Raw genomic sequence first — 24,088 nt, 5'->3', positions numbered from 1 at the left:
CCAGGTCCTCGACACTGACAGCTATGACCCGCAACCTCTTGTTTCTTGGCTTTCCCGGGATGCAGACCCTGGACGTCGTCGGCCCGCTGGAGGTGTTCGCCTCGGCGTCACAGCTGCTGGCGGCCAAAGGCCACGACGGCTACCAGACCGTCGTGGTCTCCGGCGACGGTCAACCCGTGACGACGAGTTCCGGGTTGACCATCGCGACCACCGAACTGCCCGATCCAGGCCAACCGGTCGACACCGTAGTGCTGCCCGGCGGAGCCGGTGTGCACGCCGCCCGGGCCGACTCGCGCGTCATCGAGTGGATCCGGGCGGCCGCGGCCGGCAGTCGGCGGGTGGCCAGCGTGTGCACCGGGGCCTTCCTGGCCGCGCAAGCCGGGCTGCTGGACGGCTGCGTCGCCACCACGCACTGGGCGTCGGCCGACCGGCTGGCAAGCGAATTCCCTTCCATCGTCGTCGATCCCGACCCGATTTTCGTGCGCAGCTCCGAGAAGGTGTGGACGGCGGCGGGTGTGACCGCGGGCATCGACCTGGCCCTGTCGCTCGTGGAAGACGACCACGGCACCGAGCTGGCGCAGACCGTCGCCCGGTGGCTGGTGCTCTACCTGCGTCGGCCCGGTGGCCAGACCCAGTTCGCCGCGCCGGTGTGGATGCCGCGCGCCAAGCGAGAGCCGATACGCGACGTCCAGGAGGCCATCGAGGCCGAGCCTGGGGGCGAGCACAGCATCGCGGAGCTGGCCCGTCGAACCGACATGAGCCCAAGGCATTTCACCCGGGTGTTCACCACGGAGGTCGGCGAATCACCCGGGGCCTACGTCGAACGTGTCCGCACCGAGGCCGCACGCCGCCAGCTCGAGGAAACCGATGACACGGTGGCGACCATCGCGGCGCGTTGCGGCTTCGGATCCGCAGAAAGTATGCGGCGCAACTTTGTTCGTCGCATCGGCATATCGCCCGACCAGTATCGCAAGACCTTTGCCTAACCAGAGGAGAACCTATGCAAATCGCGATCGTGCTCTATCCCGGCTTCACCGCACTGGATTTCATCGGACCCTACGAAGTGCTGCGCTGGCTGCCGAAAGCCGAGGTTCGCTTCCTCTGGCATGAGCCGGGGCCCGTGACTGCCGACTCCGGCGTGCTCGTCGTCGGCGCAACCCACTCCTTTGACGAAACACCGTCTCCCGACGTCGTTTTGGTGCCCGGCGGTATGACGTCGGTGGAGCATGCCCGCGACGAGAAGCTGCTGGACTGGGTGCGTCAGGCCCATCAGACCGCGACGTGGACGACGTCGGTGTGCTCCGGCTCGATCATCCTGGCCGCCGCCGGCCTGCTCGACGGCAAGCGCGCTACATCGCACTGGATGGCGCTGAGCGCCTTGAAGGCCTTGGGCGCCATACCGGTCGGCGACGAACGGGTTGTAGCAGAGGGGGAACCCGGAAAAAGAATCGTGACCTGTGCCGGAGTATCTGCGGGTATCGACCTGGCCTTGTGGCTTGCGGGCCAGATCGCCGGGGACGACCGCGCGAAGGTCATCCAGTTGTCGATGGAATACGACCCCCAGCCCCCGTTCGACTCCGGGCACATGTCGAAGGCGTCGGCGAAGACCAAGGCGACCGCCACCGCGCTGATGGCCCGCGATGTGGCCAAACCGGCCCAGCTGAAGGCGGGCACCCTGCTGATGTGGAATCATGCCCTGGATGCTGCCCGGGCCAAGGTCGCGCGCCGCTGACCGAAAGAAGCCGACGCGCCCGCGATTGCTGCAGTTGAGAGCGTACTTTCCGCCATATGCTTGGCGGATGCGACGGCTCGGACTCATGGCGATCGCGGTGTTAGCCGTGGCCGGGTGCGTCGGATGCACGTCGACCGTCCCGGGGACCGCGGTCGCCCGCGACATTCCGCGAGCGTCGGCCCCGGCGCCGGCGCGCGGCCTGAGGGGATTGCTGCTCAGCCTCGACGAGATGAAGCAAGTCCTGAAGTTCTCCGGTCTGGCCAGCCAACAGGCCTGGAGCCAGCCTGACCCGCGCGGGACGTTTCGGCCCGATCGCTGCGTCGGCGCTGTGTTCAGCGGGATGGCAGGATCCTATGACGGCAGCGGCTACCGCGACTTCTATGAAGTCAGACAGCAGGACGCCAGCGTAGGAGGCTGGTCGCACTGGGTCGATCAGGGCATCGCTGCATTCGACAATTCAGTGGCCGCAAAGGGTTTCGTGGCCAAACAGGTCAGCCAATGGCGGCGATGCGCGGGCCGGCAGTTCAGCTACGCGTTTCCGTACCCGGACGAGTGGCGGGACCCGTACGTCATCGGCAACACCCTGGATTCCGGTTGCGTGACGATGATCAGCAACGTGGTCCCGCACGACGAGCGCTACACGGACATCCGGGTATTGGCGGCGAAGTCCAACCTCGTGGTCGACCTGCAGTTCACCGGATTCGACCTGACCGATGAGCCGATGACGGCGACCTCTCGGATCCTGGATCGCATCGCGTCGGGAGGCCGTGACTGCGCGTTCTGGGGCTAAGCCCGCTGGGTGACCCGCCACAGCCGCCGGGGCAGGTCTCCTTCCTCGAAGGCATGCACCTCGATCAGCGTCCAGCCGTTCGCGAGGCCCTCGACGAGATCGCGGGTGAAGAAATGCACGGCAAAGCCACCGTGCTCGTAGATGTCGTCGCCGTGGGCGATGCCGGCGCCGTAGTGGGCATCGCCGGTATGCCGGACGGTGTAGACGAAAATCCCGCCCGGCCTTAGTACCCGGCGTACCTCGTCGACGAGCGCGTGAATCTGCTTGGTGGACAGCGCCATACACAGCAGCATGTGCGCGAAAACGGCGTCAACGGACGCGTCGGGCAGCGGAAGCGGGTCGCGGACGTCATGCCTGGTTGTAGTCAGGCGCTCATCGATGCCCGACGCCTGGGCGGCCTCGCGCAGCTGCCGCAGACCGATGTCGCTGAAATCCAGCGCGTGCACTGCGAAACCCTCACCGGCGAAAAACAGCGCGTCGCGGCCGTGGCCGGCCCCCAGCTCGAGCACGTGGCGGGCGCCCGCGCCCTGGAAGATGTCGGCGGCGTAGACGGCCGCGGCGGAGGGCTGGTTGCCATACATGGCCGGGTGGGCGGCATAGCTGGTGTCCCAGTGGTCGCGCTGCCGGTCGCCTGGCATGTCAGCCATTTTGCGCTGCTGAAGCGTCCGGGCTGAGCAGCGCGACGCACGCCGCGAGCCATCGCGTAGGTTCACACGCGTGACCAACTTGGCTTACGACGACCGCGGGAGCGGTGAACCCGTGCTTTTCATCGCCGGCCATGGCGGTGCCGGACGCACCTGGCACCTGCATCAGGTCCCGGCGTTCCTGGCGGCCGGCTACCGGGTCATCACCTTCGACAACCGCGGGGTGGGCGCGACGGCGAACGCCGAGGGTTTCACGACCCAGACCATGATTGCCGACACCGCGGCGATGATCGAATCCCTCAATGCCGCTCCGGCCCGCATCGTCGCCGCGTCGATGGGGGCGTACATCGCCCAGGAGCTGATGCTGTCCCGGCCCGATCTGGTCAGCAAGGCGGTGCTGATGGGTACTCGCGGCCGGCTGGATCACGTGCGCGAATTCTTCCACACCGCCGAAGCCGAGATGGCCGCCTCCGGCATCGAGCTACCGCCCTCGTACGACGCGAAAGTCCGGTTGCTGGAGAGCTTTTCCCCCAAGACACTGAACAACGACGCCGCCGTCGCCGACTGGATCAGCATGTTCACCATGTGGCCGTCGAAGCTCACCCCGGGCACGCGCTGCCAGCTCGATATCACGCCGCGGAACAACCGGTTGCCCGCCTACCGCAGCATCACCGCGCCCGTGTTGGTGATCGGTTTCGCCGACGACCAGATGACGCCGCCGCACCTGTGCCGTGAGGTGGCCGACGCCATTCCCAACGGCCGTTACCTCGAATTAGCCGATGCCGGGCATCTCGGGTTCCTCGAGCGCCCGCAGGAGGTGAACGCCGCGGCGCTGCAGTTCTTCGCCGGCATGGCCGCCTAGGGCCACTGACTAGGCTGTAGGGGTGAATCCCTCGACGGCACAGGCCCGCGTCGTCGTCGACGAGCTGATCCGCGGCGGGGTCCGCGACGTGGTGCTGTGCCCCGGCTCGCGCAATGCCCCGCTGGCTTTCGCGCTGCAGGACGCCGACCGGGCCGGCCGGATCCGGCTGCACGTCCGCATCGACGAGCGCACCGCCGGGTATTTGGCCATCGGCCTGGCGATCGGGGCGGGCGCGCCGGTGTGCGTCGCGATGACGTCGGGTACCGCGGTGGCCAACCTGGGTCCGGCAGTCGTGGAGGCCAACTACGCGCGGGTGCCGCTGATCGTGCTGTCGGCCAACCGGCCCTACGAGCTATTGGGCACCGGCGCCAACCAGACCATGGAGCAGCTGGGCTACTTCGGCACCCAGGTGCGCGCCACGATCAGCCTGGGCCTCGCGGAGGATGCGCCCGAGCGGATGCCGGAGTTCAACGCAACCTGGCGATCGGCCACCTGCCGGGTATTGGCGGCCGCCACCGGCGCTCGCACCGCCAACGCCGGGCCGGTGCAGTTCGACATCCCGTTGCGCGAACCGCTGGTGCCCGACCCTGGCTCGGCGCCCACCCCGGCGGGTCGGCCGGGCGGCAAGCCCTGGACCTACACGCCGCCGGTCAGCTTCGACCAGCCGCTGGACATCGACCTGAGCCTGGATACCGTCGTGATCTCGGGCCATGGCGCCGGCACGCACCCGAATCTGGCGGCGTTGCCGACTGTCGCCGAGCCGACCGCCCCGCCGGCGGTCAATCCGCTGCATCCGCTGACGCTGCGGCTGCTGCACCCGCAGCAGGTGATCATGCTGGGCCGGCCCACCCTGCACCGGCCGGTGTCGGCCCTGCTGGCCGACCCGTCGGTGCCGGTCTATGCGCTGACCACCGGGCCGCGCTGGCCCGACGTGTCGGGCAATTCGCAAGCCACCGGCACCCGGGCGGTGGTCACCGGCGAGCCGAACCCGGCATGGCTGCACCGCTGCGCGGAGCTCAACCGGCACGCGATCGCCGCGGTGCGCGAGCAGCTCAAGGCCCACCCACTCACCACCGGCCTGCACGTGGCCGCTGCCGTCGCCGACGCGCTGCGGCCGGGTGACCAACTCGTGCTGGGCGCCTCCAACCCGGTGCGCGACGCGGCGCTGGTGGGCCTCAACCCGCACGGCGTCCAAGTGCGCTCCAACCGTGGCGTGGCCGGCATCGACGGCACGGTTTCTACCGCGATCGGCGCGGCGCTGGTGCACGACGGCCGCACCGTCGCGCTGATCGGCGACCTGACCTTCGTGCATGACAGCTCGGGGCTGCTGATCGGGCCGACGGAGCCGGTGCCGGAGCAGCTGACCATCGTGGTGTCCAACGACAACGGCGGCGGCATCTTCGAACTGCTCGAGCAGGGCGATCCGCGCTTCTCCGACGTCTCCTCCCGCGTGTTCGGCACGCCGCACGACGTCGACGTCGGCGCGCTGTGTCGCGCTTACCACGTCGAGAGCCGCCAGATCGAGGTCGACGAGCTCGCCAGCGCGCTCGACGAACCGGGCAGCGGCCTGCGGGTGCTGGAAGTCAAGGCCGACCGATCCTCGCTGCGCCAACTGCATGCCGCCATCAAGGCCGCGCTGTGATATCACCGAAAACCCTGGCGCACATCCTGATTCACGGTCGCACCGATGACGGCCCCAACACCTTGACGCGGCGCATCCTGCGCTGGACGCGGATCGGGGTGTTGATCGCCGTCGGTCTGGTCACCCTGCAGTCGGTGCTGCTGGTGGCTGGGGCGTGGCGCAACGACCTTGCCATCGAACGCAATATGGGTGTGGCGCAAGCCGAAGTGCTGAGCGCGGGGCCGCGGCGCTCCACCATCGAATTCGTCACCCCCGACCGGGTGACCTACCGTCCGGAGCTCGGCGTGCTGTATCCGTCCGAATTGGCGACGGGGATGCGGATTTACGTCGAGTACGACAAGCACAACCCGAATTTGGTGCGGGTGCAACACCGCAACGCCAAGCTGGCGATCATCCCGGCGGGGTCCATCGCGGTGGTGGGCTGGCTGGTCGCCGCCGCTGCGCTCGTCGGTCTGGCGTTGCTGGAAAAGCGCCTCGATCGTCAGCCGAGCAAGGTGTCCAGCCAAGCCGGATCCTGAAGATCGATGACCCGGTTGGTCTTGGGGTCGTAAACCGTTGGGGTGCTGGGGTTCTCCGGGTTCACCGCCTTCAGCCGAGCCCGGTTGGCGCCGTTCATCGCGGCGGTGTCGACGGCCGGAAGGCTGGCCGCGATCCGCATCGCAACCCACTCAGGCACACCGCTTTCGCGGGCCATCGCCGCCAGATCGTCGTTGTTCGGGCTGCCTCCGGTTCGATACAAGTTCTGCACAAAGGCCTGATAGACCGTCGCCGAGGTCGTTGGATCGGCGGCCAGAAACAGCGCATTGCTGACTCTGGCGGAGGTGTCGTTGTGATGCCTGTCGTCGAGGAACGTCAGCCACCGATAGGTCACCGCCAGTCGACCGGAGCCGAGGTTGTCGGCGATCTGTTGGCCATACGACGATTCGAATTCCGCGCAGTGCGGGCACTGCGGTTCGCAGAAAATCTCCAACTGCACGGGCGCATCGGCCGATCCGACCACCACGCCGTAGCCGTCGCCGCTGTGCGGCACGTCGGCGTAAGCCGTGCCGGCGCCGATTGTGACCAAACACACCGCCAATACACCCAGCCACCACCGCATATCTCGACCCCTCAGCAGTACATTTCGCACACCGTATGCTCGTCGGCAACCTTATCGACAGGCGGCGCTGACACCCTGAGGGTGTGCGCGTAGCGATCGTCGCGGAGTCCTTCCTCCCGCAGGTCAACGGCGTCAGCAACTCGGTGCTGCGGATCCTCGAGCATCTGCGCCGCACCGGTCACGAAGCTCTCGTCATCGCGCCGGACACCCCGCCCGGCCAGCCACCCGCCGATCGGATTCACGACGGCATCCGGGTGCACCGGGCCCCGTCGCGGATGTTCCCGAAGATCACATCGTTGCCGCTGGGCGTGCCGCTGCCGCGGATGCTGGGCGTGCTTCGTGGTTTCGAACCTGACGTGGTTCATCTGGCCTCCCCGGCGCTGCTCGGCTACGGCGGGCTGCAGGCCGCCCGGCGTCTCCATGTACCGACGGTGGCGGTATTCCAAACCGACGTCGCAGGTTTCGCCGCCGCCTATGGCATCGGAATGCTGTCACGCGCGGCGTGGGCATGGACCCGGCACCTGCACCGGCTCGCCGACCGCACGCTGGCGCCGTCCACCTCGGCGATGGAAGACCTTGCCGCGCACGGCATTCCGCGGGTGTATCAGTGGGCGCGCGGAGTCGACGTGACCACGTTCGTGCCGTCCGCGCGCGACGAGGCGCTCAGGCGCCAGTGGTCCCCGCAAGGCAAGCCGATCGTCGGCTTCGTCGGCCGGCTCGCGCCAGAGAAGCATGTGGAAAGGCTGGTGCGCCTGGCGCGTAGCGACGCCGTTCAGCTGGTCATCGTGGGTGACGGCGTCGACCGCGCCAAGCTGCAATCAGCAATGCCGACAGCGGTTTTCACCGGAGCGCTGTACGGCGAGCAGCTGGTCGCCGCATACGCCAGCATGGACGTCTTCGTGCATCCCGGTGAGCACGAGACGTTTTGCCAAGCTGTGCAGGAATCGCTGGCGTCGGGGCTGCCGGTGATCGCCCCCGACGTCGGCGGCCCACGCGACCTCGTGAGCCCGTGGCGCACCGGCCTGCTGCTTGGCGTCGACGAGTTCGAAGCGCGGCTGCCCACCGCCGTCGCGCATCTGCTCGACGAGCGGCCGCGGTATGCGGTGGCGGCCCGGCGCAGTGTGCTGTACCGCAGCTGGCCGGCGGTCTGCGACGAATTACTCGGCCACTACGAGGCGGTGCTGGGAAACCGAGGGAACCGGGTAGCGTCGACGGCGTGAGCCGCGCGACATTGGACAAGAATCCCCGTGAGGTCGCGTCGATGTTCGACGGCGTCGCCCGGCGCTACGACCTGACCAACACCGTGCTGTCACTCGGCCAGGATCGCTACTGGCGACGGGCCGCCCGCTCGGCGCTGCGGATCGGGCCGGGCGAGAAGGTCCTGGATTTGGCCGCGGGTACGGCGGTGTCGACGGTTGAGCTGGCCACCTCCGGCGCATGGTGTGTGGCGGCGGACTTCTCGGTCGGAATGCTCGCGGCCGGCCGCGGCCGCAACGTGCCGAAGGTGGCCGCCGATGCCACCCGGTTGCCGTTCGGCGACAACGTGTTTGACGCGGTCACCATCAGCTTCGGGCTGCGCAACATCGCCGACCGGCAGACGGCGCTACTGGAGATGGCTCGCGTCACCCGCCCCGGCGGCCGCTTGGTGGTGTGCGAATTCTCCACTCCCACCAGCCGGCTCTTCGCCACCGTTTACAAGGAGTACCTGATGCAGGCCTTGCCTCGAGTGGCGCGAACGGTGTCGAGCAACCCCGAGGCCTATGTCTATCTGGCCGAGTCGATTCGGGCCTGGCCTGACCAGGCCACGCTGGCGCATGAGATCTCGCGGGCCGGCTGGTCAGCAGTGCGCTGGCGCAACCTCACCGGCGGCATCGTCGCGCTGCACGCCGCCTACAAGCGCTGACCGGCCCACACTCAACGCAACTGACCGAGCGTCAGCGCGAACGTCGCGGCGTTGAGCGCCAGGAACAGCGAGGCAAGGCCGAACTGCGGGGAGATGTCGTCGGCCAGGACATGGGTGTACATCGCGCAGACAAAGAAGATGACCAGCCCCGCCGCCGCGGCGAGTCCAATGCCCGGAATCCACAGGCCCACAACAAGTCCCAGCGCGCCGAGCGTCTTGAGTGTGCCGATCGGAAATGTCAGCCAGGACAACGGCACCCCCGCCGCTTCCATACCCGGGATGATCGGCGCGAAGTGCGCCAGCGCGGCCACGCCGGAAAACCCGTTGAACGCGATCGCGATCAGTGTCACGACCAGGTAGGCCGTATGCATCAGCCGGCCGCTAGCGGGTCGAGGCGGAAAACCGCGATTCGGCCGGCGAGCGCCTCGACTTCGTCGGGTGTGCCCTCGCGCACCAGGCCGGCGCGCTTCAGGAAGCTCACCCCGATCGGGACTTCGACCGGAAACGCGCGCAAGACCGGCCGGGCGTCTTCGGGAGGCAGTTCAACAATGTTGACGCGCCGCGATTTACGGCCCCGGGCAAGGGTTCCCGAGCCGGCGGCCCGGGCGTTGCGCGCCCAGTCGGCGTTCGGGAATCCGGCCACGGTGTAGAGCTGGCCGCGCAGAGTGAACGGGGTCATCGGCGTACTGCGCGGCCGGCCGGTCTTGCGGCCCGGCACCGTCAACACCATGGGCGGGCCCGTCGGGATGCCCAATTTTTGCATCGCGATCATGAGCTTGTTGGCCGGCTTCAGCCAACGCGGAGGCTTCGGGTCAGACATTGGATCACCCCAGATGTGCGGATAGCAGCCAGCCGGCAACCGACATGCGCCCATTGGGTTCGGGCCGGAAATCGGCGCCCATCAACGCGGACAAGTCGGTCGAGCCGTCGGGAGCATTGGCGTACAGGCGGGCAGGTTTGATCTCGTCGATCACCCAATACTTCGAGACGATATCCCGCAGCTCGTCGGCGGTGACGGCGTTGGCCGGGCCCTCGGGCATCGCTGCCTTGTCGAAGACCAGCACGAAATACGATGCCCCCGGCGCCGCGGTGCGCACGATCGATCGCTGGTAGCCCTCGCGGGCCTCGACCGGGATCGAGTGGAACAGCGTGGAGTCGACGATCGTGTCGAAGCGGCCGTCGTACCCCGTGAACGAGCTGATGTCGGCCACGTCGAAGCTGGCGTTGGTCAGGCCGCGTTTGCGGGCTTCCCGCCAGGCCAGGTCGATCGCCGTGGGCGAAAGGTCAATGCCCACCGTGGTGTAACCCCGCTCCGCCAGATACAGCGAGATCGCGGCTTCGCCGCAGCCGACGTCGAGCACCTCGCCGTGGAACTTGCCGGCATCGATCAACGCGGCCAGCTCGGGTTGTGGCTCCCCGATGCTCCACGGCGGTTTGCTTCCCGGGCCGAATTGCGCGGACTCGCCGCGGTAGGCCGATTCGAATTCGAAATCCAAAGGTTCAGTCATGCCACATGTATATCAACTTGCCTGATATATGTCAATGGTCTTGATATAGGAAGCCTGGCCTGATGGTGCGGTTTCATACGCGACACGCCGAGACGGGCGTATGAAACCGCACAGTCGATGCGAGAGAAAGCCCTCAGCTGAACGGTTTTCGGCGATCCACCAGCCGTGAGAGCCGCCCACCGGCGCGCCACATCCGCGCGACCCAGTCGGCGTCGTCGTCGGTGACCAGGTTGCCCATCACCCGCACGGCGATGCTCATCAGCCTCGTCGAGCGCATCGCCAGCGGACCAGAAGCGGGCAAGAACCGCGGGAAAGTCAGCAACAACGCCAGCCGGCGCGCCACCGAAAACCCGCGCCCGTAATGGGATTGCAGCACCCCAGGCCACGCCCGCGACAGGTCACGCGAATCCAGGAGCTCGGCGGCCAGTCGCCCGGTCTCCAACCCGTAGTCGATGCCCTCGCCGTTCAACGGGTTCACACAGGCCGCGGCGTCGCCGATCAGCATCCAGTTCGGCCCGGCCACCCCCGACACCGCGCCGCCCATCGGCAGCAGCGCCGACGTCACCGCGCGGGGCTGGCCGCTGAACCCCCACTCGTCGCGGCGCAGGTCGGTGTAATACGACATCAGCGGCTTTAAAGCCAGGTCGGCGGGCCGCTTCGACGTCGAGAGCGCACCCACGCCGATGTTCACCTCGCCGTTGCCCAGCGGGAAGATCCAGCCGTAGCCGGGCAGCACCGCGCCGTCGGGGGAGCGCAGCTCCAGATGCGACGTCAGCCACGGCTCCTCGCTGCGCGGCGTGGCCAGATACCCGCGCGCGGCGATGCCGTACACCGTCTCCTGATGCCAGCGTCGGCCCAATACCCGGCCCAACGGAGAGCGGGCGCCGTCGGCCACGATCAGCGAACGGCATCCGACCGCGCTACCGTCGGCGAACACAACCGATGCCACCCGTCCAGCTGAATCATGGTGGACACCAACCGCTTTGACACCAAGGCGCATCCGCGCACCGGCATCCTCGGCGACTTTGCGGATCCGGTCGTCGAGCTCCACGCGGGTCACCGCGCTGCCGGTCGACGGGAACGACGGACCGGGCCAGTCGACTTCCACCGCACTGCCGAACCCGCTCATCCGCAGCCCTCGATGCCGAATCCGTGCGTCCAGCCACTCGCCCAGGCCCAGCCGCTCCAGCTCTGCGACCGCGCGCGGGGTCAGCCCGTCGCCGCACGACTTGTCGCGCGGGAAGTTCGCCGAGTCGATGACGAGCACGTCGCGGCCCGCCCGGGCTGCCCAGGCCGCTGCCGCCGATCCGGCCGGCCCTGCGCCCACGACCACCACGTCGGCATGGGAGTCCATGTTCACCAGTATGTTGGTCGGGTGAGGACTCCGGCGACTGTGGTGGCAGGCGTGGACCTGGGCGACGCCGCCTTCGCCGCGAATGTGCGCGACGGGGTGGCTCGCATCGAGCAACTGATGGAGACCGAGCTCCGCGGGGCCGACGAGCTGATGACCGCGGCGGTGCTGCACTTGTTCGAGGCGGGCGGCAAACGGTTTCGGCCGCTGTTCACGGTGCTGTCCGCGCAACTCGGACCCAACCCGGACGCCGACGAGGTGACGATCGCCGGAGCGGTCATCGAGCTGGTGCATCTGGCGACGCTGTATCACGACGACGTGATGGACGAGGCGCAGGTGCGTCGCGGCGCGCCTAGCGCCAACGTGCGCTGGGGCAACAACGTCGCGATCCTGGCCGGGGATTACCTGTTCGCGACGGCCTCGCGGCTGGTGTCCCGGCTGGGCCCCAATGCGGTGCGGATCATCGCGGAGACGTTCGCCCAACTGGTGACCGGGCAGATGCGCGAAACCCGGGGTGCGGCCGACGGGGTGGATTCGATCGAGCACTACCTGAAGGTGGTGCATGAGAAGACGGCGTGCCTGATCGGTGCGGCCGGGCAGTTCGGCGCGATGTTCTCCGGCGCCGACGAGGATCAGGTTCAGCGCCTGTCCCGACTGGGTGGCATCGTGGGCACCGCGTTTCAAATCTCCGACGACATCATCGACATCGACAGTGACCCCGACGAATCCGGCAAGCTGCCCGGCACCGACCTGCGTGAGGGTGTGCACACGTTGCCGGTGCTCTACGCGCTGCGCGAAACAGGACCTGACGCCGACCGGCTGCGCCAACTGCTGGTCGGACCGGTCACTGACGACGCTGTGCTGGCCGAGGCGTTGGCGCTGCTGCGGGCATCGCCGGGCATGGCCAAGGCCAAGGAGACGGTGGCGCGATACGCGGCGCAAGCGCGATCGGAGCTGGCCGCGCTGCCCGACCTGCCTGGCCGGCAAGCGCTGGCAACCCTGGTCGACTACACGGTCAACCGGCACGGCTAGTTGCGGAACCCGGCGGCTCGCTCTGAGCGTTTAATGAGAAAGCCTGGGTGTTCGTAGGAGGAAGCTGATGACCTGGCATCCGCATCACAACACGTTCAAGACGTTCGCGCTGCTGGTCGGCATGTCGACATTGATCGTGCTGGTCGGCGGGCTGTTCGGCCGCACGGCGCTCTGGCTCGCTGTGCTGTTCGCCATCGGCATGAACCTGTACACGTACTTCAACAGCGACAAGCTGGCGCTGCGGGCGATGCATGCGCAGCCGGTATCCGAGGTGCAGGCACCGGCGATCTACCGGATTGTTCGCGAGCTGGCCACGGCCGCGCACCAGCCGATGCCGCGGCTATACATCAGCGACACCGCCGCGCCCAACGCGTTCGCCACCGGGCGTAACCCGCGCAACGCCGCGGTGTGCTGCACCACGGGGATCCTCAACATTCTCGACGAGCGTGAGCTGCGTGCGGTGCTGGGCCACGAGCTGTCGCACGTCTACAACCGCGACATCTTGATCTCGTGTGTGGCCGGCGCGTTGGCGTCGGTGATCACCGCGCTGTCCTACTTCGCGATGTTCTTCGGCGGCAGTAGCCGCGACGGCGGCAATCCCTTTGCGCTGCTGCTGGTTACGCTGCTCGGCCCGATCGCGGCGACGGTGGTGCGGCTGGCGGTGTCGCGTTCGCGCGAGTACCAGGCCGACGAGTCTGGCGCCGTGCTGACCGGCGACCCGCTGGCGTTGGCGTCGGCGCTGCGCAAGATCTCCGGCGGTGTGCAGGCTGCCCCGCTGCCGCCCGAGCCGCAGCTGGCCGCCCAGGCGCACCTGATGATCGCCAACCCGTTCCGCAGCGGCGAGCGGATCGGGTCGCTGTTCTCCACGCACCCGCCGATCGCCGACCGGATCCGCCGGCTCGAGGCGATGGCCGGGCGCTAGGGCTCGGCAGTCTCAGCAGCCTCAGGAGTCTCCACAGCCGACCATGCGGTGACTCTCCAAGTTGAGGGCGCATGTGATATCAAGCCGGCGTGAACCACTACACCTACCGCGCCGAATGGTGGCCCGAACAAAGCGAATACGTGTGCCGGTGTATCGAGTTGCCCTGGCTGCAGAAGTGGGCGTGGACTATGCGCGACGCGGTCGCGGCCGTGGAGCAGGCCGCCGACGAGTACATCGCCGAGTGCGACGCAGACGGCGTAAACCCGCCGGTGCCGCTGACCGAACGGAAATACAGCGGCAAGTTCGTCGTCAGGACGTCGCCGGCGCTGCATGCGCGCCTCGCTGTTGAAGCCGCCGAGCAGAATGTCTCCATGAACCAGTGGGTGATTCAGAAGCTGGCGGACCGCCGGCCGAGCGCCCTCTTCGACCTCTGATATCAGATGCGGCATCGTTTCCTAGCACCACATATTCCTTCGCTCACGGTGCTAATGAGACTGGTGTGACCTTCCATCGAACCTAAGATGAATTGATGGATATTCATGAGGCCGGCCTGTCGATGGATCTGGGCGAATTGGTCTTCGAGACGCGCGTGGGTGCCGATATGACGCAAGCCCAGTTGGCTGCCGCGCTCGGCACGGACCAGTCGACTGTTGCCGCGTGGGAGAGCGGTGAGCAGGTGCCGCAGGTCGACGAGCTAGACCGGCTGGCTCAGGTGTGCGGAAAGCGACTGCACATCCGCATCGACGTCGACTAGAAGCCCGCGCCGTGGACCTCGTGTCCCGGTGTCTCCGCGGTCAATCCGCGGTAAGCCTGCTCGACGGTCGAGCCGTGGTTGATCACGGCGTCAACCTCGCGGGCGATCGGCATATTCAACCCGTACTTGTCGGCGAACTCCATGATCACGCTGGCGGCCTTGACGCCCTCGGCGACTTGGTTCATCGACGAAATGATTTCGTCGATCGGTTTGCCCGCGCCCAGCTGCTCGCCGACGTGGCGGTTGCGGCTGCGCTGACTGGTGCAGGTGACGATCAGGTCGCCCATGCCGGCCAGACCGGCGAAAGTGTCGCGTTGCCCGCCCATGGCCTCGCCGAGTTTGGACATCTCGCGCACCGAGCGAGCCATCACCAACGCGCGGGTGTTCTCGCCGATACCCAGCGAGTACCCCATACCGACGGCGATCGCGTAGACGTTCTTCAGCGCACCAGCCATCTCCACGCCGATCACGTCGTCGATCGTGTACACGCGAAAACGCCTGGTGCGGAATACCTGTGCGAGCCGCGCAGCCAGATGGTGATCCGGCATCGCCAGCACCGCCGCCGCCGCGTAGCCTTCGCCCACTTCGCGGGCGATGTTCGGCCCGGCCAGAATACCGGCCGGATGGCCGGGCAAGACCTCGTCGATGATCTGCGTCATCCGCATGTTGGTGCCTTGTTCGAGGCCCTTGACCAACGACACCACGGGCACCCATGGGCGCAGCTCGGCTGCGAGTTGGGTCAGGACGTCGCGGAATCCGTGCGACGGCACACCCATGACGACGACGTCGGCGGCGTTGGCGGCTTCGGAGAAGTCGGTGGTCGCACGCAGCGTGTCGCTGAGGACGGCGTCCTCGCCCAGGTAGCGGGTGTTGCGGTGGTTTTCGTTGATGTCCTTGGCGGTTTCTTCGGAGCGCACCCATTGGAGCGTCGGTGCGCGACGCGCGCAGATGGACGCGACGGTGGTGCCCCAGGAACCACCGCCCAGGACGACGACCTTCGGTTCACGCAAAGCTGGCATGCCAATCAGCGTATTGCCGCCGACCGATCTTTACCGGCGGTTGGTGAACTGCGAAGGAAACGAAGCCTTTAGAGGTGGCCCCAGCCGCGGACGCCGTCCCAGCCGCCGCACCCACTGTTGGTGCACGCGTTGACGATCGCGCCCTGGAAGGGGTTCCAGCTGCCGCAGCCGTTCCAGCCCGGACCGCTGCCGCAGCCACCGCCGCCGCCTTGTCCGTCGGGGCCGCCGCCACCTTGTGTGCCGCCAGGATCGGCCAGGACGACCTGGTCGGGTGCGGCGGGCGGGGCCGTCGTGATCAGCACGGCCATTGGTCCGGCGCCGATTGCCGTCGCGGCAGCAGCTGCGACGACCATCGATCTGACGAAACTCCGTGTGATTAGCATTGCTTCATAATGCTCCGCGTGCGGCACGACTTTCAAGCAACTTGTGACCGCTGACACTGGCCGAACACCATCGCCTCGTCAATCCGGTCGAACCGGTAGTCGATGGCGTCGGCGAAATAGTTCTGCCGCACATTCCACGGCCGCTTGGTGCCGGATTTGGGCAGCGCGTGCAGCGAGCGCAGCACGTAGCCGGCCTGGATATCCCACGACGGTTTCTCCGGCATCGGCTCGCCGTCGAGATGCGGGTAGGCGTGCGTGTAGCCGCGGGATTTCATGTACTCCAACAGTTTTGCCGTCGCACGGGCGGTGATGTCGGCGCGCAGCGTCCACGAGGCATTGGTGTAACCGACGCACCAGAACAGGTTGGGCACATCCTCCAACATGTGCGCCTTGTAGACGAATCGGTCCTGCGGTTTGATCTCGGCGCCGTCGATGGAGATCGTCGCGCCGCCGAGTGCCTGCAGCTGTAGCCCGGTGGCGGTGACGACGATGTCGGCGTCCAGGTGCCCGCCGGATCTCAAAACTATTCCGGTGGAATCGAAGTGGTCGATGTGGTCGGTGACCACCTCGGCGCGGCCCTCGGTGATCGCGACGTAGAGGTCGGCATCGGGAATCAGGCACAGCCGTTGGTCCCACGGGTTGTACCGCGGCTTGAAGTGGGTGTCGACGTCGTAGCCTTGGGGGAGGTGTTTGAGCGCGATCTGGCGGATCCACCACTTCATGAACCCCGGCGTCTTGCGTGACAAGAACCAGATCACGCCCTCCAGCAACGCGTTGCGCAGCCGGATGATGAAGTGAGCAGCGCGGCCCGGCAACAGTTTTCGCAGGACGTCGGCGAATGGACTGTATCGCGACGCTGAGAACATATATGTGGGGGAGCGCTGCAGCATGGTAACCTTCGCTGCCTTTTCGGTAAGCGACGGAATCAGCGAAATCGCGGTGGCCCCACTGCCGATCACCACCATCTTCTTGCCGGCGTAGTCGAGGTCCTCGGGCCAGTGCTGCGGATGCACGACGGTCCCGCCGAACTGCTCGATGCCGGGGAAGTCCGGCGTGTAGCCCTCGTCGTAGTTGTAGTAGCCGGACCCGAAGAACACTAAGCGGCCGCGGTAGATCGTCTCAACGCCGTCCTGCTCGGCGGTCACCGTCCAGGTATCCGTCGACGAATCCCAGTCTGCGGAGCGAACATAACTGTTGAACCGGATGTTGCGGTCGATGCCGTACTTACGCGCAGTCGCGTTCAGGTACTCACGGATGTGAACCCCGTCGGCCACTCCTTCTTTTCGGGTCCACGGCTCGTATGGGAAGCACAGTGTGAAGATGCTGCTGTCGGAGCGAACGCCGGGGTAGCGGAACAGATCCCAGGTTCCGCCGATCTGGTCGCGCCGCTCCAGGATGACGTAGCGGGTATCGGGGTTGCGCTCGGTGATGCGGTAGGCCGCACCCAGACCCGAGATGCCGGCGCCGACGATGACGACGTCGAAGTCTCCACCATTCATGTTCATCAGACTAGGGACCCACCGGTTGATTGGGCCAGAGCGTCTACCGGTAGTTGACGAACTGCAGGGCGACGTCGAGGTCGGCCTTCTTGAGCATGGCGATGACGGCCTGCAGGTCGTCGCGCTTCTTGCTGGAGACGCGGACCTCGTCGCCCTGAATCTGCGTCTTGACGTTCTTGGGGCCCTCGTCGCGGATGAGTTTGGTGATCTTTTTGGCGTTCTCGCTGCTGATGCCCTGCTTGAGGGTGCCGGTGACCTTGTAGGTCTTACCGGAGGCCTGCGGTTCGCCGGCGTCGAAGGCCTTGAGGCTGATGTCGCGGCGGATCAGCTTCTCCTTGAACACCTCGACCGCGGCCTTGACCCGCTCCTGGGTGGAGCTCGTCAGCTCGACGGCGTCGTCACCCTTCCACGCGATCTTGGTGTCGGTGCCCCGGAAGTCGAACCGGGTGGCCAGCTCCTTGGCGGCCTGATTGAGCGCGTTGTCGACCTCCTGACGATCGATCTTGCTCACGACGTCGAACGATGAATCCGCCATTGGATCCGTCCTCTCTCGATTGGGTCTCCGGCCGTTTGTATCCTGGGTACATCCTCGTTGTAGTGTGCTAGGCGCACCAAGGCAGGTTGCCCGAGCGGCCAATGGGAGCGGACTGTAAATCCGTCGGCGTATGCCTACCCAGGTTCGAATCCTGGACCTGCCACCAAGGTCATGGATCCGCTGAAGCGGACGACTCGCCCGAAACATCGGTCGGTACATCCGCACAAATTGGGGTAGCCATCCACCCTAGGCGCCCAGCTCGGCCGCGCCGGACACTGTTGGGGTTCCGTTCCCTCTAGCAGAGGTTCCACCATGACAATCGTCGCAACCACTATCATCCATCCGAACCCCGGCGTGGCCTGGGACGACGTTCAGAAGCAGCTGAAGCGTGCGAGCGCGCTTGCCAGCAAGCATGGCGCCGAGAACGTCACGGTCCTCGTCAACATGGTCGGGGGTCAGGGGACCAACGCCATCGGCTTTCTGACGACCGCACAGGACTGGGCCACCTACGGCCAGGTCCAGCAGAGCCTCAACACAGACCCGGATTACCAGGGGCTTCTGATTGATGCAAGCCAAATAGCCACCTGGGAGAACTACGTCAGCCAGACGATCGACCTCTAACGCCCCACCTCATAGGTGGGCGACGCCCCTGAGCCGGATGATTGCCGGTGGGCCCTCCCGATTGCCTGGGTAGTCACTACCGGTAGTGACTACCCAGGCCCAGGCCACTCACTAAAGAGATCGGCGAGCGGGTGTAGTTCTGTTCTCTTTGCATTGAATACAATATTCGTCATTCGGCTTCTGACTTTCGTGTATTCCATTGCATTGAGGGCATTCCTGGATGTACTTATGAGTCGGATACCAATCCCACGCCATTAACTCTTGTTTTCGCCTGAATTGGTTTCCGGTGCTCCTACTTATGCTGGACAACATTCTGATCGTTTTCCCTGTCAGTGCTGTTTATGGTTTTCATTTACAGGTTGCTCGTGGCTAAACAACGCGCCCAGACGGGCTAGACTTCGGCAGCTGTGAATCCCCGGCAGTAGCAGCTACGGGCTTTCGGGCCTACCACTCAGTGTTCCCAGGCGCGGCTGGTTGAAACGCCCAGTGGGCGCACGCCAAGGGAAGCCAACGCTACTTCGCTAATCGGGGCTGACCACACAAATGAAAGATGCTACCGCTTTAGCGTGAGGCCCCCGTCAATGCCGTCGAGCCATGGCCGAATCGGGGGCTACCCAGTCGGTCGACACCTTGCGGTGCTTGATCAGCCATGTGTTGCCGTCGGGCACCAAAGTGTCGCGATAGCGGCCGAAGTGGTCGAGCCCGATGTGGGTGATCACCGTGAAGTAGGACGACACCTGCGCCTGCTCGGGAGTCACGTTGGTGAACAGTACGTTGGCGAGGTTGTGTCGCACGATCGGCTTGATGTCGGCGGCGACGGCGATGTTCCCGGCGACGCCGCCGAGGAACTCCACGATCTCGGATCGGCCACGCAACGGCGTTGAGGCGCGAATCTCGAGAACACCGTCGGCGCAGAAGGTCTCGGCGAGCTCGTCGAGCCGGCCGGCGTCACCCGACCAGTTGTACCGCGCGAGAGTGTCGCGGATCTGCTCACGGGCGACCAGTTCCCACAGCTCCACGGTTGGCAACCGTACTCCTACCCGCGATTGGTAATCTTCATTGCGATATGCGCAGGACCACAGCGCCGAAGAAGCCGACGGTGGCGATCGTCGGCGCGGGCGCGGGCGGCATCGCGATGGGCATTCAGCTGGCCCACGGCGGATACGACTTCACGATCTTCGATTGCGGCGACGGCTTCGGTGGAACGTGGCGCAAGAACACTTATCCCGGCGCCGCGTGCGACGTGCCGTCGCACTTCTACTCCTATTCGTTTGCGTTGAATCCACGCTGGAGCAAGACGTTTGCCGGCCAGCCGGAGATCCTCGCGTACCTGGAGAATGTCGTGGCCGACCATGGTCTGGCCGACCATTTGGTCCCGCACACCCGCGTCACGACGCTGCAATGGTCGGACACAGATCAGCGCTGGACGCTCACAAGCGAGGACGGCCGGATCCGCGAATTCGACGTCGTGGTGACCGCCGTGGGAATGCTCGACGTTCCCCATATCCCAGACATCCCCGGCGCCAGCCAATTCCGCGGACGAGCATTTCACTCGTCGAACTGGGACCACTCCAAATCGACTGCGGGCGAACGCGTCGCATCGATCGGCACGGGCGCGAGCGCCATCCAATACGTCCCGGCGATCGCGGCGGACACCGCCCACCTGACGGTATTTCAGCGCACTCCGATCTGGGTGTCGCCGCGGTTCGACGAGCCATTCACCGCGGAGCAGCAGGAGCTCTTTGAGCGCGACCCCGAGGAAGCGCTGAAGGTAAGGGAGGCGGCGCGTCAGGAATACGAGGCTGCGAATTTCGGCGCCGACTCCGCCATGACCAAACAGCTCACTGACATCGCGCAGAGCTATCTGATCCGCAAGGTCAACGATCCGGAGCTGCGTGCGAAGCTGACCCCGTCGTATCCGGTCGGCTGCAAGCGACCGCTGCAGTCCCGCAACTGGTTTCCGACGTTCGCGCTGCCGAACGTGACGCTGGAGACCTCGCCGATCGTGGAGTTCACCGAACGGGGTCTGCGCACGGCGAACGGCAGAGAGCATGAGGTCGACACCGTTATCTATGGGACCGGTTTTCGTGCCATCGACTTCCTGGGCACGCTCGACGTGTACGGCCGGGGCGGGCGCCGGCTGCACGACGATTGGCGCGACGGCGCCGAGGCCTATCTGGGCACCGTGGTGCCGGGATATCCCAACCTGTTCACGCTCTACGGCCCCAACACCAATGGGGTTACCTCGATCATCGCCATCCTGGAAGCACAATCCGAGTTCGTCCGCCGCACGCTCGACGAACTGACCGCCCGACGGCTGACGGCGGTGGAGATCAAGCGAGAGATCCATGACGCCTACAACGCCGAGATTCAGGAAGCCATGACCGGCACTGTCTGGCTTGCGAACTGCAACAACTACTTCCGTCACCCCAATGGCAAGGTCATCACCCAGTTTCCCTACAACGGGCAGACCTTCGTGGAACGGATCTCGCGAGTCGGGCTCGACGAGTTCCGGCTAACGACGCTCTCGTAGGGCCGTCAGCGCGCGACGTTCGTTCTCGTGCAGCTTGGCTGTGAGCAGCTGATGCTCGAAATCCGGATCGGCTGTCAGGAAGCTGCCCGTGCCCGGCGCGCCGGCAGACCCCAGCTTGTTCATCCGCTTGGGCACCGGAGCCCCTTGGTATTCCAGCGGAATCGGGCCGAGCGGCTGGTGGACTTCGATGTAGGCGCCATGCGGCAGCCGCTTGATGATGCCGGTCTCGATGCCGTGCTCGAGCACCTCCCGGTCACTGCGCTGTAAGCCGATCGCCCACCGGTAGGCGATGAAGTAGACGATGGGCGGCAGCACCACCATTCCGATCCGGCCCATCCACGTCATCGCGTTCAACGAGATGTGCAGCTTCAGGGCGATGATGTCGTTCATCGCACTCAAGGTCAGCACCATGTAGAACGCGATCGCCATCGCGCCGATTGCGGTGCGCACGGGGACATCTCGCGGCCGTTGCAGCAGGTTGTGATGTGCTCGATCGCCCGTCACCTTTCGTTCGATGAAGGGCCACGACAACAGCAGGACGAACACCGCCCCCATGAATACCGCCACCCACACCGGCGCGGGAATCGTGTAGTGGCCCAGGTTCAATTCCCATGCCGGCCATACCCGGAGAAATCCTTCGGTCCACATCAGATAGAAGTCCGGCTGCGACCCGGCAGACACATGCGACGGTCGGTAGGGGCCCAGATGCCAGATCGGGTTGATCTGCAACAGGCCGCCCATCAGTCCGAGAATGCCGACGATCATGGCGAAGAATGCGCCGGACTTGACCGCGAATACGGGCAGAACACGAACGCCCACAACGTTTTTCTCGGTACGGCCCGGGCCGGGGAATTGGGTGTGCTTCTGATACCACACCAGAGCCAGATGCACAGCGATCAGGGCCAAGATGATGGCCGGGAAGATCAGCACGTGGATGACGTACAGCCGCGGGATGATGACGTGCCCGGGGAAGTCACCGCCGAACAGCGCCCAGTGCAACCATGTTCCGATCACGGGCAGGCCGAGAGTGATCGACGACAGGGTGGCCCGCACCCCGATCCCCGACAACAGGTCGTCGGGCAGTGAATAGCCGAACAGACCCTCGAACATCGCCAGGATCAACAACAGTGAGCCGATCACCCAGTTGGCTTCCTGGGGCCGACGGAACGCGCCGGTGAAGAAGACTCGGGCCATATGCACCATGATCGCCGCGGCGAACAACAGCGCGGCCCAGTGATGGACCTGCCGCACGAACAGCCCGCCGCGCACCTCGAAGCTGATGTCGAGTGCGCTCTCGTACGCGCGTGACATCGCCACACCGCGCAGTGGCATGTAGACGCCGTTGTAGGTGACCTCGGTCATCGACGGGTCGAAGAACAGCGTCAGATAGACGCCGGTGATGAGCAGCACGATGAACGAATACAGCGCGATCTCGCCAAGCAGGAATGACCAGTGGGTGGGGAAGACCTTGTTGATCGCCCGCCGGACACCGCTGGCGAGCGGATAGCGCTGATCCAGCGCCTCGACTTGTTTGGCCGCGAGCTCACGCATGTCGAAACCACCCCAGCTCCGTTGCGGGTACTACAACAAGGTAGTACTACACAGTGTAGTACGCGACTGCGCGCTTGTATAGATCTGGGCCGTAGACGTTCGCCGTAAGGGTCGCGGCGTGGCGGAAATGAACGAATTCAACCAGTTTGCTGGCTAATTCGGTCGCAGTCGGCAGGTAAGGAGCGATCGTGGAGCTGGTGGTACGCCCTCCCGGGTTTCGGGCGGCTAACACGGATGTGGGCTGGCAGACGCTGCCTGCCAGCCCACATGTGACGAAGACGTCGCTAAACGAGTGTCACCCCGACTGCCTGAGGACCCTTGGTCCCCTGGTCGACGTCGAATTGAACCCGCTGGTTCTCGTCGAGCGACCGAAAACCGCTCCCGCGGATCTCTGAGTAGTGAACGAACACATCTTCTGTGCCGCCGTCAGGAGCGATAAAACCGAAGCCTTTGTCGCTGTTAAACCATTTCACAGTTCCCTGTGCCATACTTTTCAACTTCTCTCATTCAGAACGGATGTACGAAAAACATCCTGACTCACAGTAGCACAGCAATAACGCGCATCCGCAACGTGAGCGTAGTTGGCAATTTTGGTGCGCGACCTAGCCCCACGTGCGCTTGATTTGTCAAAGTTTCTGGTTTTGAGTCGCCTCGAACCACGTTGACATCGCCTCTACCTGCGCGTTTACTGGGAGGCCTACCCCGACAAATGCCGTCGCGACCATACGCATTCACCTTCGGATCGGTGCGTTTCTGTCTACCGGGATTCGCAGAGTGAAGGGCCAGAAATGAGCAAATCTGAGAATATGCAGCGAAATACCCTGCACAAGAACGTGATCCGTATAGGGGATTCCGAAGGTGGAGCGCCGGAGAAGATGTGGTCGTCTCCGACGGCGCCATGAAGCGAGAGGTGGGCGCGGAGCTCGAAGTCGAGATCACTGACCCGACTACGCTGGAGTTCCAGATTGCTATCGCGCCGCATCCGAATACTGAAGTGTCGGAGCGGTTGTCGTTCGTGCTGGACGGAAATCCCGTTCAACCCTTAGAGATCAGCGGTATGCATGGCAACCGCATCCATAAGTTGGACGCTCCGGTGGGCAGCTTGACGGTCGAATATGCCGCGACGATCGTCGGTAGGACCTGCCCGGCGCCGGTGACTGAATACGACCTGTCCATGTACCTTCGCCCAAGCCGGTACGCCGAGGCCGACAAGTTCTATGGTTTTGCCGCAACGGAATTCGGCAGCTACGTCGACTCGACGACTCTGCTGGAGAGAGTCTCCCTCTGGGTGGGCACTCGGTTGAACTACGTGCCGGGGTCTAGCGACCCGATCGACGGAGCGGTGGAGACCATGCTCGCCGGCGCCGGAGTATGCCGTGACTACGCGCACCTCGTGGTAGCGCTGCTTCGTGCGGTCAAGGTTCCTGCTCGCGTCGTGTCGGTCTACGCGCCGGGACTTTCTCCGATGGACTTCCATGCAGTCGCTGAGGCTTTCGTCGGCGGACAATGGCGCGTAGTCGACGGCACCTTGCTGGCGCCACGGCAGTCGCTGGTGCGCATTGCCACCGGACGCGATGCCGCCGACATCGCCTTCTTGGACAACCACAACGGTGCGATCACCCTGAACAAATTGGCGGTGACGGCGATCGTCGACGGCGACCTCCCCATAGACTCGATCGAACAGCTGGTGTCGATCGGCTAAACGATG

The 24,088-nt window shown here is 65.4% G+C and carries 28 protein-coding genes and 1 tRNA gene; 16 read left to right on the top strand and 13 right to left on the bottom strand.

Features of this window, described 5'->3' with window-relative positions; genetic code table 11:
* Nucleotides 1-23 precede the first annotated feature (23 nt).
* The 3 genes from AWC06_RS11765 (at nt 24) to AWC06_RS11755 (ending at nt 2,522) form a co-directional block, all read left to right on the top strand.
* A complete protein-coding gene (locus AWC06_RS11765; protein ID WP_085197514.1) occupies nt 24-986 on the top strand; it encodes a GlxA family transcriptional regulator in 963 nt (320 codons plus the stop codon).
* A 14-nt stretch (nt 987-1,000) separates the two neighbouring features.
* Nucleotides 1,001-1,732, top strand: coding sequence for a DJ-1/PfpI family protein (locus AWC06_RS11760; RefSeq protein WP_085197512.1), 732 nt, complete (start codon nt 1,001-1,003; stop codon nt 1,730-1,732).
* Nucleotides 1,733-1,799: 67 nt separating this feature from the next.
* Complete coding sequence (locus tag AWC06_RS11755; protein WP_169715339.1) at nt 1,800-2,522, top strand: sensor domain-containing protein; 723 nt, start codon at nt 1,800-1,802, stop codon at nt 2,520-2,522.
* Here the strand turns inward: AWC06_RS11755 and AWC06_RS11750 are convergent.
* Nucleotides 2,519-3,169, bottom strand: coding sequence for a class I SAM-dependent methyltransferase (locus AWC06_RS11750; protein ID WP_085197508.1), 651 nt, complete (start codon nt 3,167-3,169; stop codon nt 2,519-2,521). The genes AWC06_RS11755 and AWC06_RS11750 overlap by 4 nt on opposite strands.
* Nucleotides 3,170-3,239: 70 nt before the next feature.
* Between AWC06_RS11750 and AWC06_RS11745 the strand changes: the two genes are divergently transcribed.
* Genes AWC06_RS11745 through AWC06_RS11735 form a run of 3 tightly spaced genes read left to right on the top strand, consistent with a single transcriptional unit; the run spans nt 3,240 to nt 6,188 of the window.
* Nucleotides 3,240-4,028 (top strand): alpha/beta fold hydrolase, encoded by a 789-nt coding sequence (locus AWC06_RS11745; protein ID WP_085197507.1) that lies wholly within the window; start codon nt 3,240-3,242, stop codon nt 4,026-4,028.
* A gap of 22 nt (nt 4,029-4,050) precedes the next feature.
* Nucleotides 4,051-5,670 (top strand): 2-succinyl-5-enolpyruvyl-6-hydroxy-3-cyclohexene-1-carboxylic-acid synthase, encoded by a 1,620-nt coding sequence (gene menD, locus AWC06_RS11740; RefSeq protein WP_085197505.1) that lies wholly within the window; start codon nt 4,051-4,053, stop codon nt 5,668-5,670.
* Nucleotides 5,667-6,188, top strand: coding sequence for a DUF3592 domain-containing protein (locus tag AWC06_RS11735; protein WP_085197503.1), 522 nt, complete (start codon nt 5,667-5,669; stop codon nt 6,186-6,188). Before menD ends, AWC06_RS11735 begins: the two co-directional genes overlap by 4 nt.
* On the opposite strand, the gene AWC06_RS11730 is transcribed toward AWC06_RS11735, so the two are convergent.
* Entirely contained in the window at nt 6,152-6,769 is a 618-nt protein-coding gene (locus AWC06_RS11730) for a DsbA family protein (RefSeq protein ID WP_085197501.1), read from the bottom strand. The genes AWC06_RS11735 and AWC06_RS11730 overlap by 37 nt on opposite strands.
* 83 nt (nt 6,770-6,852) lie before the next feature.
* Between AWC06_RS11730 and AWC06_RS11725 the strand changes: the two genes are divergently transcribed.
* Entirely contained in the window at nt 6,853-7,989 is a 1,137-nt protein-coding gene (locus AWC06_RS11725) for a glycosyltransferase family 4 protein (protein WP_085197499.1), read from the top strand.
* Nucleotides 7,986-8,672, top strand: a complete 687-nt coding sequence (locus AWC06_RS11720) for a demethylmenaquinone methyltransferase (protein WP_085197497.1) — start codon at nt 7,986-7,988, stop codon at nt 8,670-8,672. The genes AWC06_RS11725 and AWC06_RS11720 overlap by 4 nt, the downstream gene beginning before the upstream one ends.
* Before the next feature lie 11 nt (nt 8,673-8,683).
* Here the strand turns inward: AWC06_RS11720 and AWC06_RS11715 are convergent, their stop codons facing one another.
* The 4 genes from AWC06_RS11715 to menJ form a co-directional block, all read right to left on the bottom strand.
* Nucleotides 8,684-9,043 carry a DoxX family protein gene (locus AWC06_RS11715; RefSeq protein WP_085197495.1) on the bottom strand — a complete coding sequence of 120 codons (360 nt, stop codon included), beginning with the start codon at nt 9,041-9,043 and terminating at the stop codon, nt 8,684-8,686.
* The gene (locus AWC06_RS11710; protein WP_085197493.1) at nt 9,043-9,492 is read right to left on the bottom strand and encodes a nitroreductase family deazaflavin-dependent oxidoreductase; all 450 of its coding nucleotides are present in this window, start codon (nt 9,490-9,492) and stop codon (nt 9,043-9,045) included. Before AWC06_RS11710 ends, AWC06_RS11715 begins: the two co-directional genes overlap by 1 nt.
* A 4-nt stretch (nt 9,493-9,496) precedes the next feature.
* Complete coding sequence (locus AWC06_RS11705) at nt 9,497-10,180, bottom strand: class I SAM-dependent methyltransferase (RefSeq protein WP_085197491.1); 684 nt, start codon at nt 10,178-10,180, stop codon at nt 9,497-9,499.
* Between the two features lie 133 nt (nt 10,181-10,313).
* Entirely contained in the window at nt 10,314-11,534 is a 1,221-nt protein-coding gene (gene menJ, locus AWC06_RS11700) for a menaquinone reductase (RefSeq protein WP_085198046.1), read from the bottom strand.
* Between the two features lie 21 nt (nt 11,535-11,555).
* Between menJ and grcC1 the strand changes: the two genes are divergently transcribed.
* The 4 genes from grcC1 to AWC06_RS11680 all read left to right on the top strand — a co-directional run bounded on the left by grcC1 (nt 11,556) and on the right by AWC06_RS11680 (nt 14,239).
* Nucleotides 11,556-12,563, top strand: a complete 1,008-nt coding sequence (gene grcC1, locus AWC06_RS11695) for a nonaprenyl/(2E,6E)-farnesyl/geranylgeranyl diphosphat synthase (protein WP_085197489.1) — start codon at nt 11,556-11,558, stop codon at nt 12,561-12,563.
* 67 nt (nt 12,564-12,630) lie between these two features.
* The gene (gene htpX / locus AWC06_RS11690) at nt 12,631-13,485 is read left to right on the top strand and encodes a zinc metalloprotease HtpX (protein ID WP_085197487.1); all 855 of its coding nucleotides are present in this window, start codon (nt 12,631-12,633) and stop codon (nt 13,483-13,485) included.
* Between the two features lie 89 nt (nt 13,486-13,574).
* Nucleotides 13,575-13,919 (top strand): type II toxin-antitoxin system HicB family antitoxin, encoded by a 345-nt coding sequence (locus tag AWC06_RS11685; RefSeq protein ID WP_085197485.1) that lies wholly within the window; start codon nt 13,575-13,577, stop codon nt 13,917-13,919.
* Nucleotides 13,920-14,014: 95 nt separating this feature from the next.
* Complete coding sequence (locus tag AWC06_RS11680; RefSeq protein ID WP_085197483.1) at nt 14,015-14,239, top strand: helix-turn-helix domain-containing protein; 225 nt, start codon at nt 14,015-14,017, stop codon at nt 14,237-14,239.
* Here AWC06_RS11680 and AWC06_RS11675 read toward each other — a convergent pair.
* The 4 genes from AWC06_RS11675 to AWC06_RS11660 all read right to left on the bottom strand — a co-directional run bounded on the left by AWC06_RS11675 (nt 14,236) and on the right by AWC06_RS11660 (nt 17,675).
* A complete protein-coding gene (locus tag AWC06_RS11675; protein WP_085197481.1) occupies nt 14,236-15,258 on the bottom strand; it encodes an NAD(P)H-dependent glycerol-3-phosphate dehydrogenase in 1,023 nt (340 codons plus the stop codon). The two genes, AWC06_RS11680 and AWC06_RS11675, sit on opposite strands and share 4 nt — an antisense overlap.
* A gap of 68 nt (nt 15,259-15,326) precedes the next feature.
* The gene (locus tag AWC06_RS11670) at nt 15,327-15,641 is read right to left on the bottom strand and encodes a hypothetical protein (protein WP_085198044.1); all 315 of its coding nucleotides are present in this window, start codon (nt 15,639-15,641) and stop codon (nt 15,327-15,329) included.
* 32 nt (nt 15,642-15,673) lie between these two features.
* Nucleotides 15,674-17,146: a flavin-containing monooxygenase gene (locus AWC06_RS11665; RefSeq protein WP_085197479.1), complete on the bottom strand. Its 1,473-nt coding sequence runs from the start codon at nt 17,144-17,146 to the stop codon at nt 15,674-15,676.
* A 37-nt stretch (nt 17,147-17,183) separates the two neighbouring features.
* A complete protein-coding gene (locus AWC06_RS11660) occupies nt 17,184-17,675 on the bottom strand; it encodes a YajQ family cyclic di-GMP-binding protein (RefSeq protein ID WP_085197477.1) in 492 nt (163 codons plus the stop codon).
* Between the two features lie 80 nt (nt 17,676-17,755).
* Here AWC06_RS11660 and AWC06_RS11655 point away from each other — a divergent pair.
* Together AWC06_RS11655 and AWC06_RS11650 are read left to right on the top strand one after the other, a co-directional pair.
* Nucleotides 17,756-17,841 (top strand) — tRNA-Tyr (locus tag AWC06_RS11655).
* A 146-nt stretch (nt 17,842-17,987) separates the two neighbouring features.
* Nucleotides 17,988-18,296 (top strand): hypothetical protein, encoded by a 309-nt coding sequence (locus AWC06_RS11650; protein ID WP_085197475.1) that lies wholly within the window; start codon nt 17,988-17,990, stop codon nt 18,294-18,296.
* Between the two features lie 578 nt (nt 18,297-18,874).
* Here AWC06_RS11650 and AWC06_RS11645 read toward each other — a convergent pair.
* Nucleotides 18,875-19,315 carry a nuclear transport factor 2 family protein gene (locus AWC06_RS11645; protein ID WP_085197473.1) on the bottom strand — a complete coding sequence of 147 codons (441 nt, stop codon included), beginning with the start codon at nt 19,313-19,315 and terminating at the stop codon, nt 18,875-18,877.
* Nucleotides 19,316-19,362: 47 nt separating this feature from the next.
* Here AWC06_RS11645 and AWC06_RS11640 point away from each other — a divergent pair, with 47 nt between their 5' ends.
* Nucleotides 19,363-20,829 carry a flavin-containing monooxygenase gene (locus AWC06_RS11640; RefSeq protein ID WP_085197472.1) on the top strand — a complete coding sequence of 489 codons (1,467 nt, stop codon included), beginning with the start codon at nt 19,363-19,365 and terminating at the stop codon, nt 20,827-20,829.
* Here AWC06_RS11640 and qcrB read toward each other — a convergent pair.
* Together qcrB and AWC06_RS11630 are read right to left on the bottom strand one after the other, a co-directional pair.
* Nucleotides 20,812-22,380: a cytochrome bc1 complex cytochrome b subunit gene (gene qcrB, locus AWC06_RS11635; RefSeq protein ID WP_085197470.1), complete on the bottom strand. Its 1,569-nt coding sequence runs from the start codon at nt 22,378-22,380 to the stop codon at nt 20,812-20,814. The genes AWC06_RS11640 and qcrB overlap by 18 nt on opposite strands.
* A 284-nt stretch (nt 22,381-22,664) precedes the next feature.
* Nucleotides 22,665-22,868: a cold-shock protein gene (locus tag AWC06_RS11630; RefSeq protein WP_085197468.1), complete on the bottom strand. Its 204-nt coding sequence runs from the start codon at nt 22,866-22,868 to the stop codon at nt 22,665-22,667.
* Between the two features lie 410 nt (nt 22,869-23,278).
* On the opposite strand from AWC06_RS11630, the gene AWC06_RS11625 reads away from it, so the two are divergent.
* A complete protein-coding gene (locus AWC06_RS11625) occupies nt 23,279-24,082 on the top strand; it encodes a transglutaminase-like domain-containing protein (RefSeq protein ID WP_169715344.1) in 804 nt (267 codons plus the stop codon).
* Nucleotides 24,083-24,088: the final 6 nt, after the last annotated feature.

It is taken from the genome of Mycobacterium fragae, from assembly GCF_002102185.1.
Taxonomy (GTDB): domain Bacteria; phylum Actinomycetota; class Actinomycetes; order Mycobacteriales; family Mycobacteriaceae; genus Mycobacterium; species Mycobacterium fragae.
This window is presented reverse-complemented; position numbering and strand designations above follow the sequence as displayed.

Bases quoted from the DNA above. Each gene is read 5' to 3' on its own strand.
- AWC06_RS11765 (WP_085197514.1), top strand. From the start codon at position 24: ATGACCCGCAACCTCTTGTTTCTTGGCTTTCCCGGGATGCAGACCCTG.
- AWC06_RS11760 (WP_085197512.1), top strand. From the start codon at position 1,001: ATGCAAATCGCGATCGTGCTCTATCCCGGCTTCACCGCACTGGATTTC.
- AWC06_RS11755 (WP_169715339.1), top strand. From the start codon at position 1,800: ATGCGACGGCTCGGACTCATGGCGATCGCGGTGTTAGCCGTGGCCGGG.
- AWC06_RS11750 (WP_085197508.1), bottom strand. From the start codon at position 3,169: ATGGCTGACATGCCAGGCGACCGGCAGCGCGACCACTGGGACACCAGC.
- AWC06_RS11730 (WP_085197501.1), bottom strand. From the start codon at position 6,769: ATGCGGTGGTGGCTGGGTGTATTGGCGGTGTGTTTGGTCACAATCGGC.
- AWC06_RS11715 (WP_085197495.1), bottom strand. From the start codon at position 9,043: ATGCATACGGCCTACCTGGTCGTGACACTGATCGCGATCGCGTTCAAC.
- AWC06_RS11710 (WP_085197493.1), bottom strand. From the start codon at position 9,492: ATGTCTGACCCGAAGCCTCCGCGTTGGCTGAAGCCGGCCAACAAGCTC.
- AWC06_RS11705 (WP_085197491.1), bottom strand. From the start codon at position 10,180: ATGACTGAACCTTTGGATTTCGAATTCGAATCGGCCTACCGCGGCGAG.
- menJ (WP_085198046.1), bottom strand. From the start codon at position 11,534: ATGGACTCCCATGCCGACGTGGTGGTCGTGGGCGCAGGGCCGGCCGGA.
- htpX (WP_085197487.1), top strand. From the start codon at position 12,631: ATGACCTGGCATCCGCATCACAACACGTTCAAGACGTTCGCGCTGCTG.
- AWC06_RS11680 (WP_085197483.1), top strand. From the start codon at position 14,015: ATGGATATTCATGAGGCCGGCCTGTCGATGGATCTGGGCGAATTGGTC.
- AWC06_RS11675 (WP_085197481.1), bottom strand. From the start codon at position 15,258: ATGCCAGCTTTGCGTGAACCGAAGGTCGTCGTCCTGGGCGGTGGTTCC.
- AWC06_RS11670 (WP_085198044.1), bottom strand. From the start codon at position 15,641: ATGCTAATCACACGGAGTTTCGTCAGATCGATGGTCGTCGCAGCTGCT.
- AWC06_RS11665 (WP_085197479.1), bottom strand. From the start codon at position 17,146: ATGAACATGAATGGTGGAGACTTCGACGTCGTCATCGTCGGCGCCGGC.
- AWC06_RS11660 (WP_085197477.1), bottom strand. From the start codon at position 17,675: ATGGCGGATTCATCGTTCGACGTCGTGAGCAAGATCGATCGTCAGGAG.
- AWC06_RS11650 (WP_085197475.1), top strand. From the start codon at position 17,988: ATGACAATCGTCGCAACCACTATCATCCATCCGAACCCCGGCGTGGCC.
- AWC06_RS11640 (WP_085197472.1), top strand. From the start codon at position 19,363: ATGCGCAGGACCACAGCGCCGAAGAAGCCGACGGTGGCGATCGTCGGC.
- qcrB (WP_085197470.1), bottom strand. From the start codon at position 22,380: ATGCGTGAGCTCGCGGCCAAACAAGTCGAGGCGCTGGATCAGCGCTAT.
- AWC06_RS11630 (WP_085197468.1), bottom strand. From the start codon at position 22,868: ATGGCACAGGGAACTGTGAAATGGTTTAACAGCGACAAAGGCTTCGGT.
- AWC06_RS11625 (WP_169715344.1), top strand. From the start codon at position 23,279: ATGAAGCGAGAGGTGGGCGCGGAGCTCGAAGTCGAGATCACTGACCCG.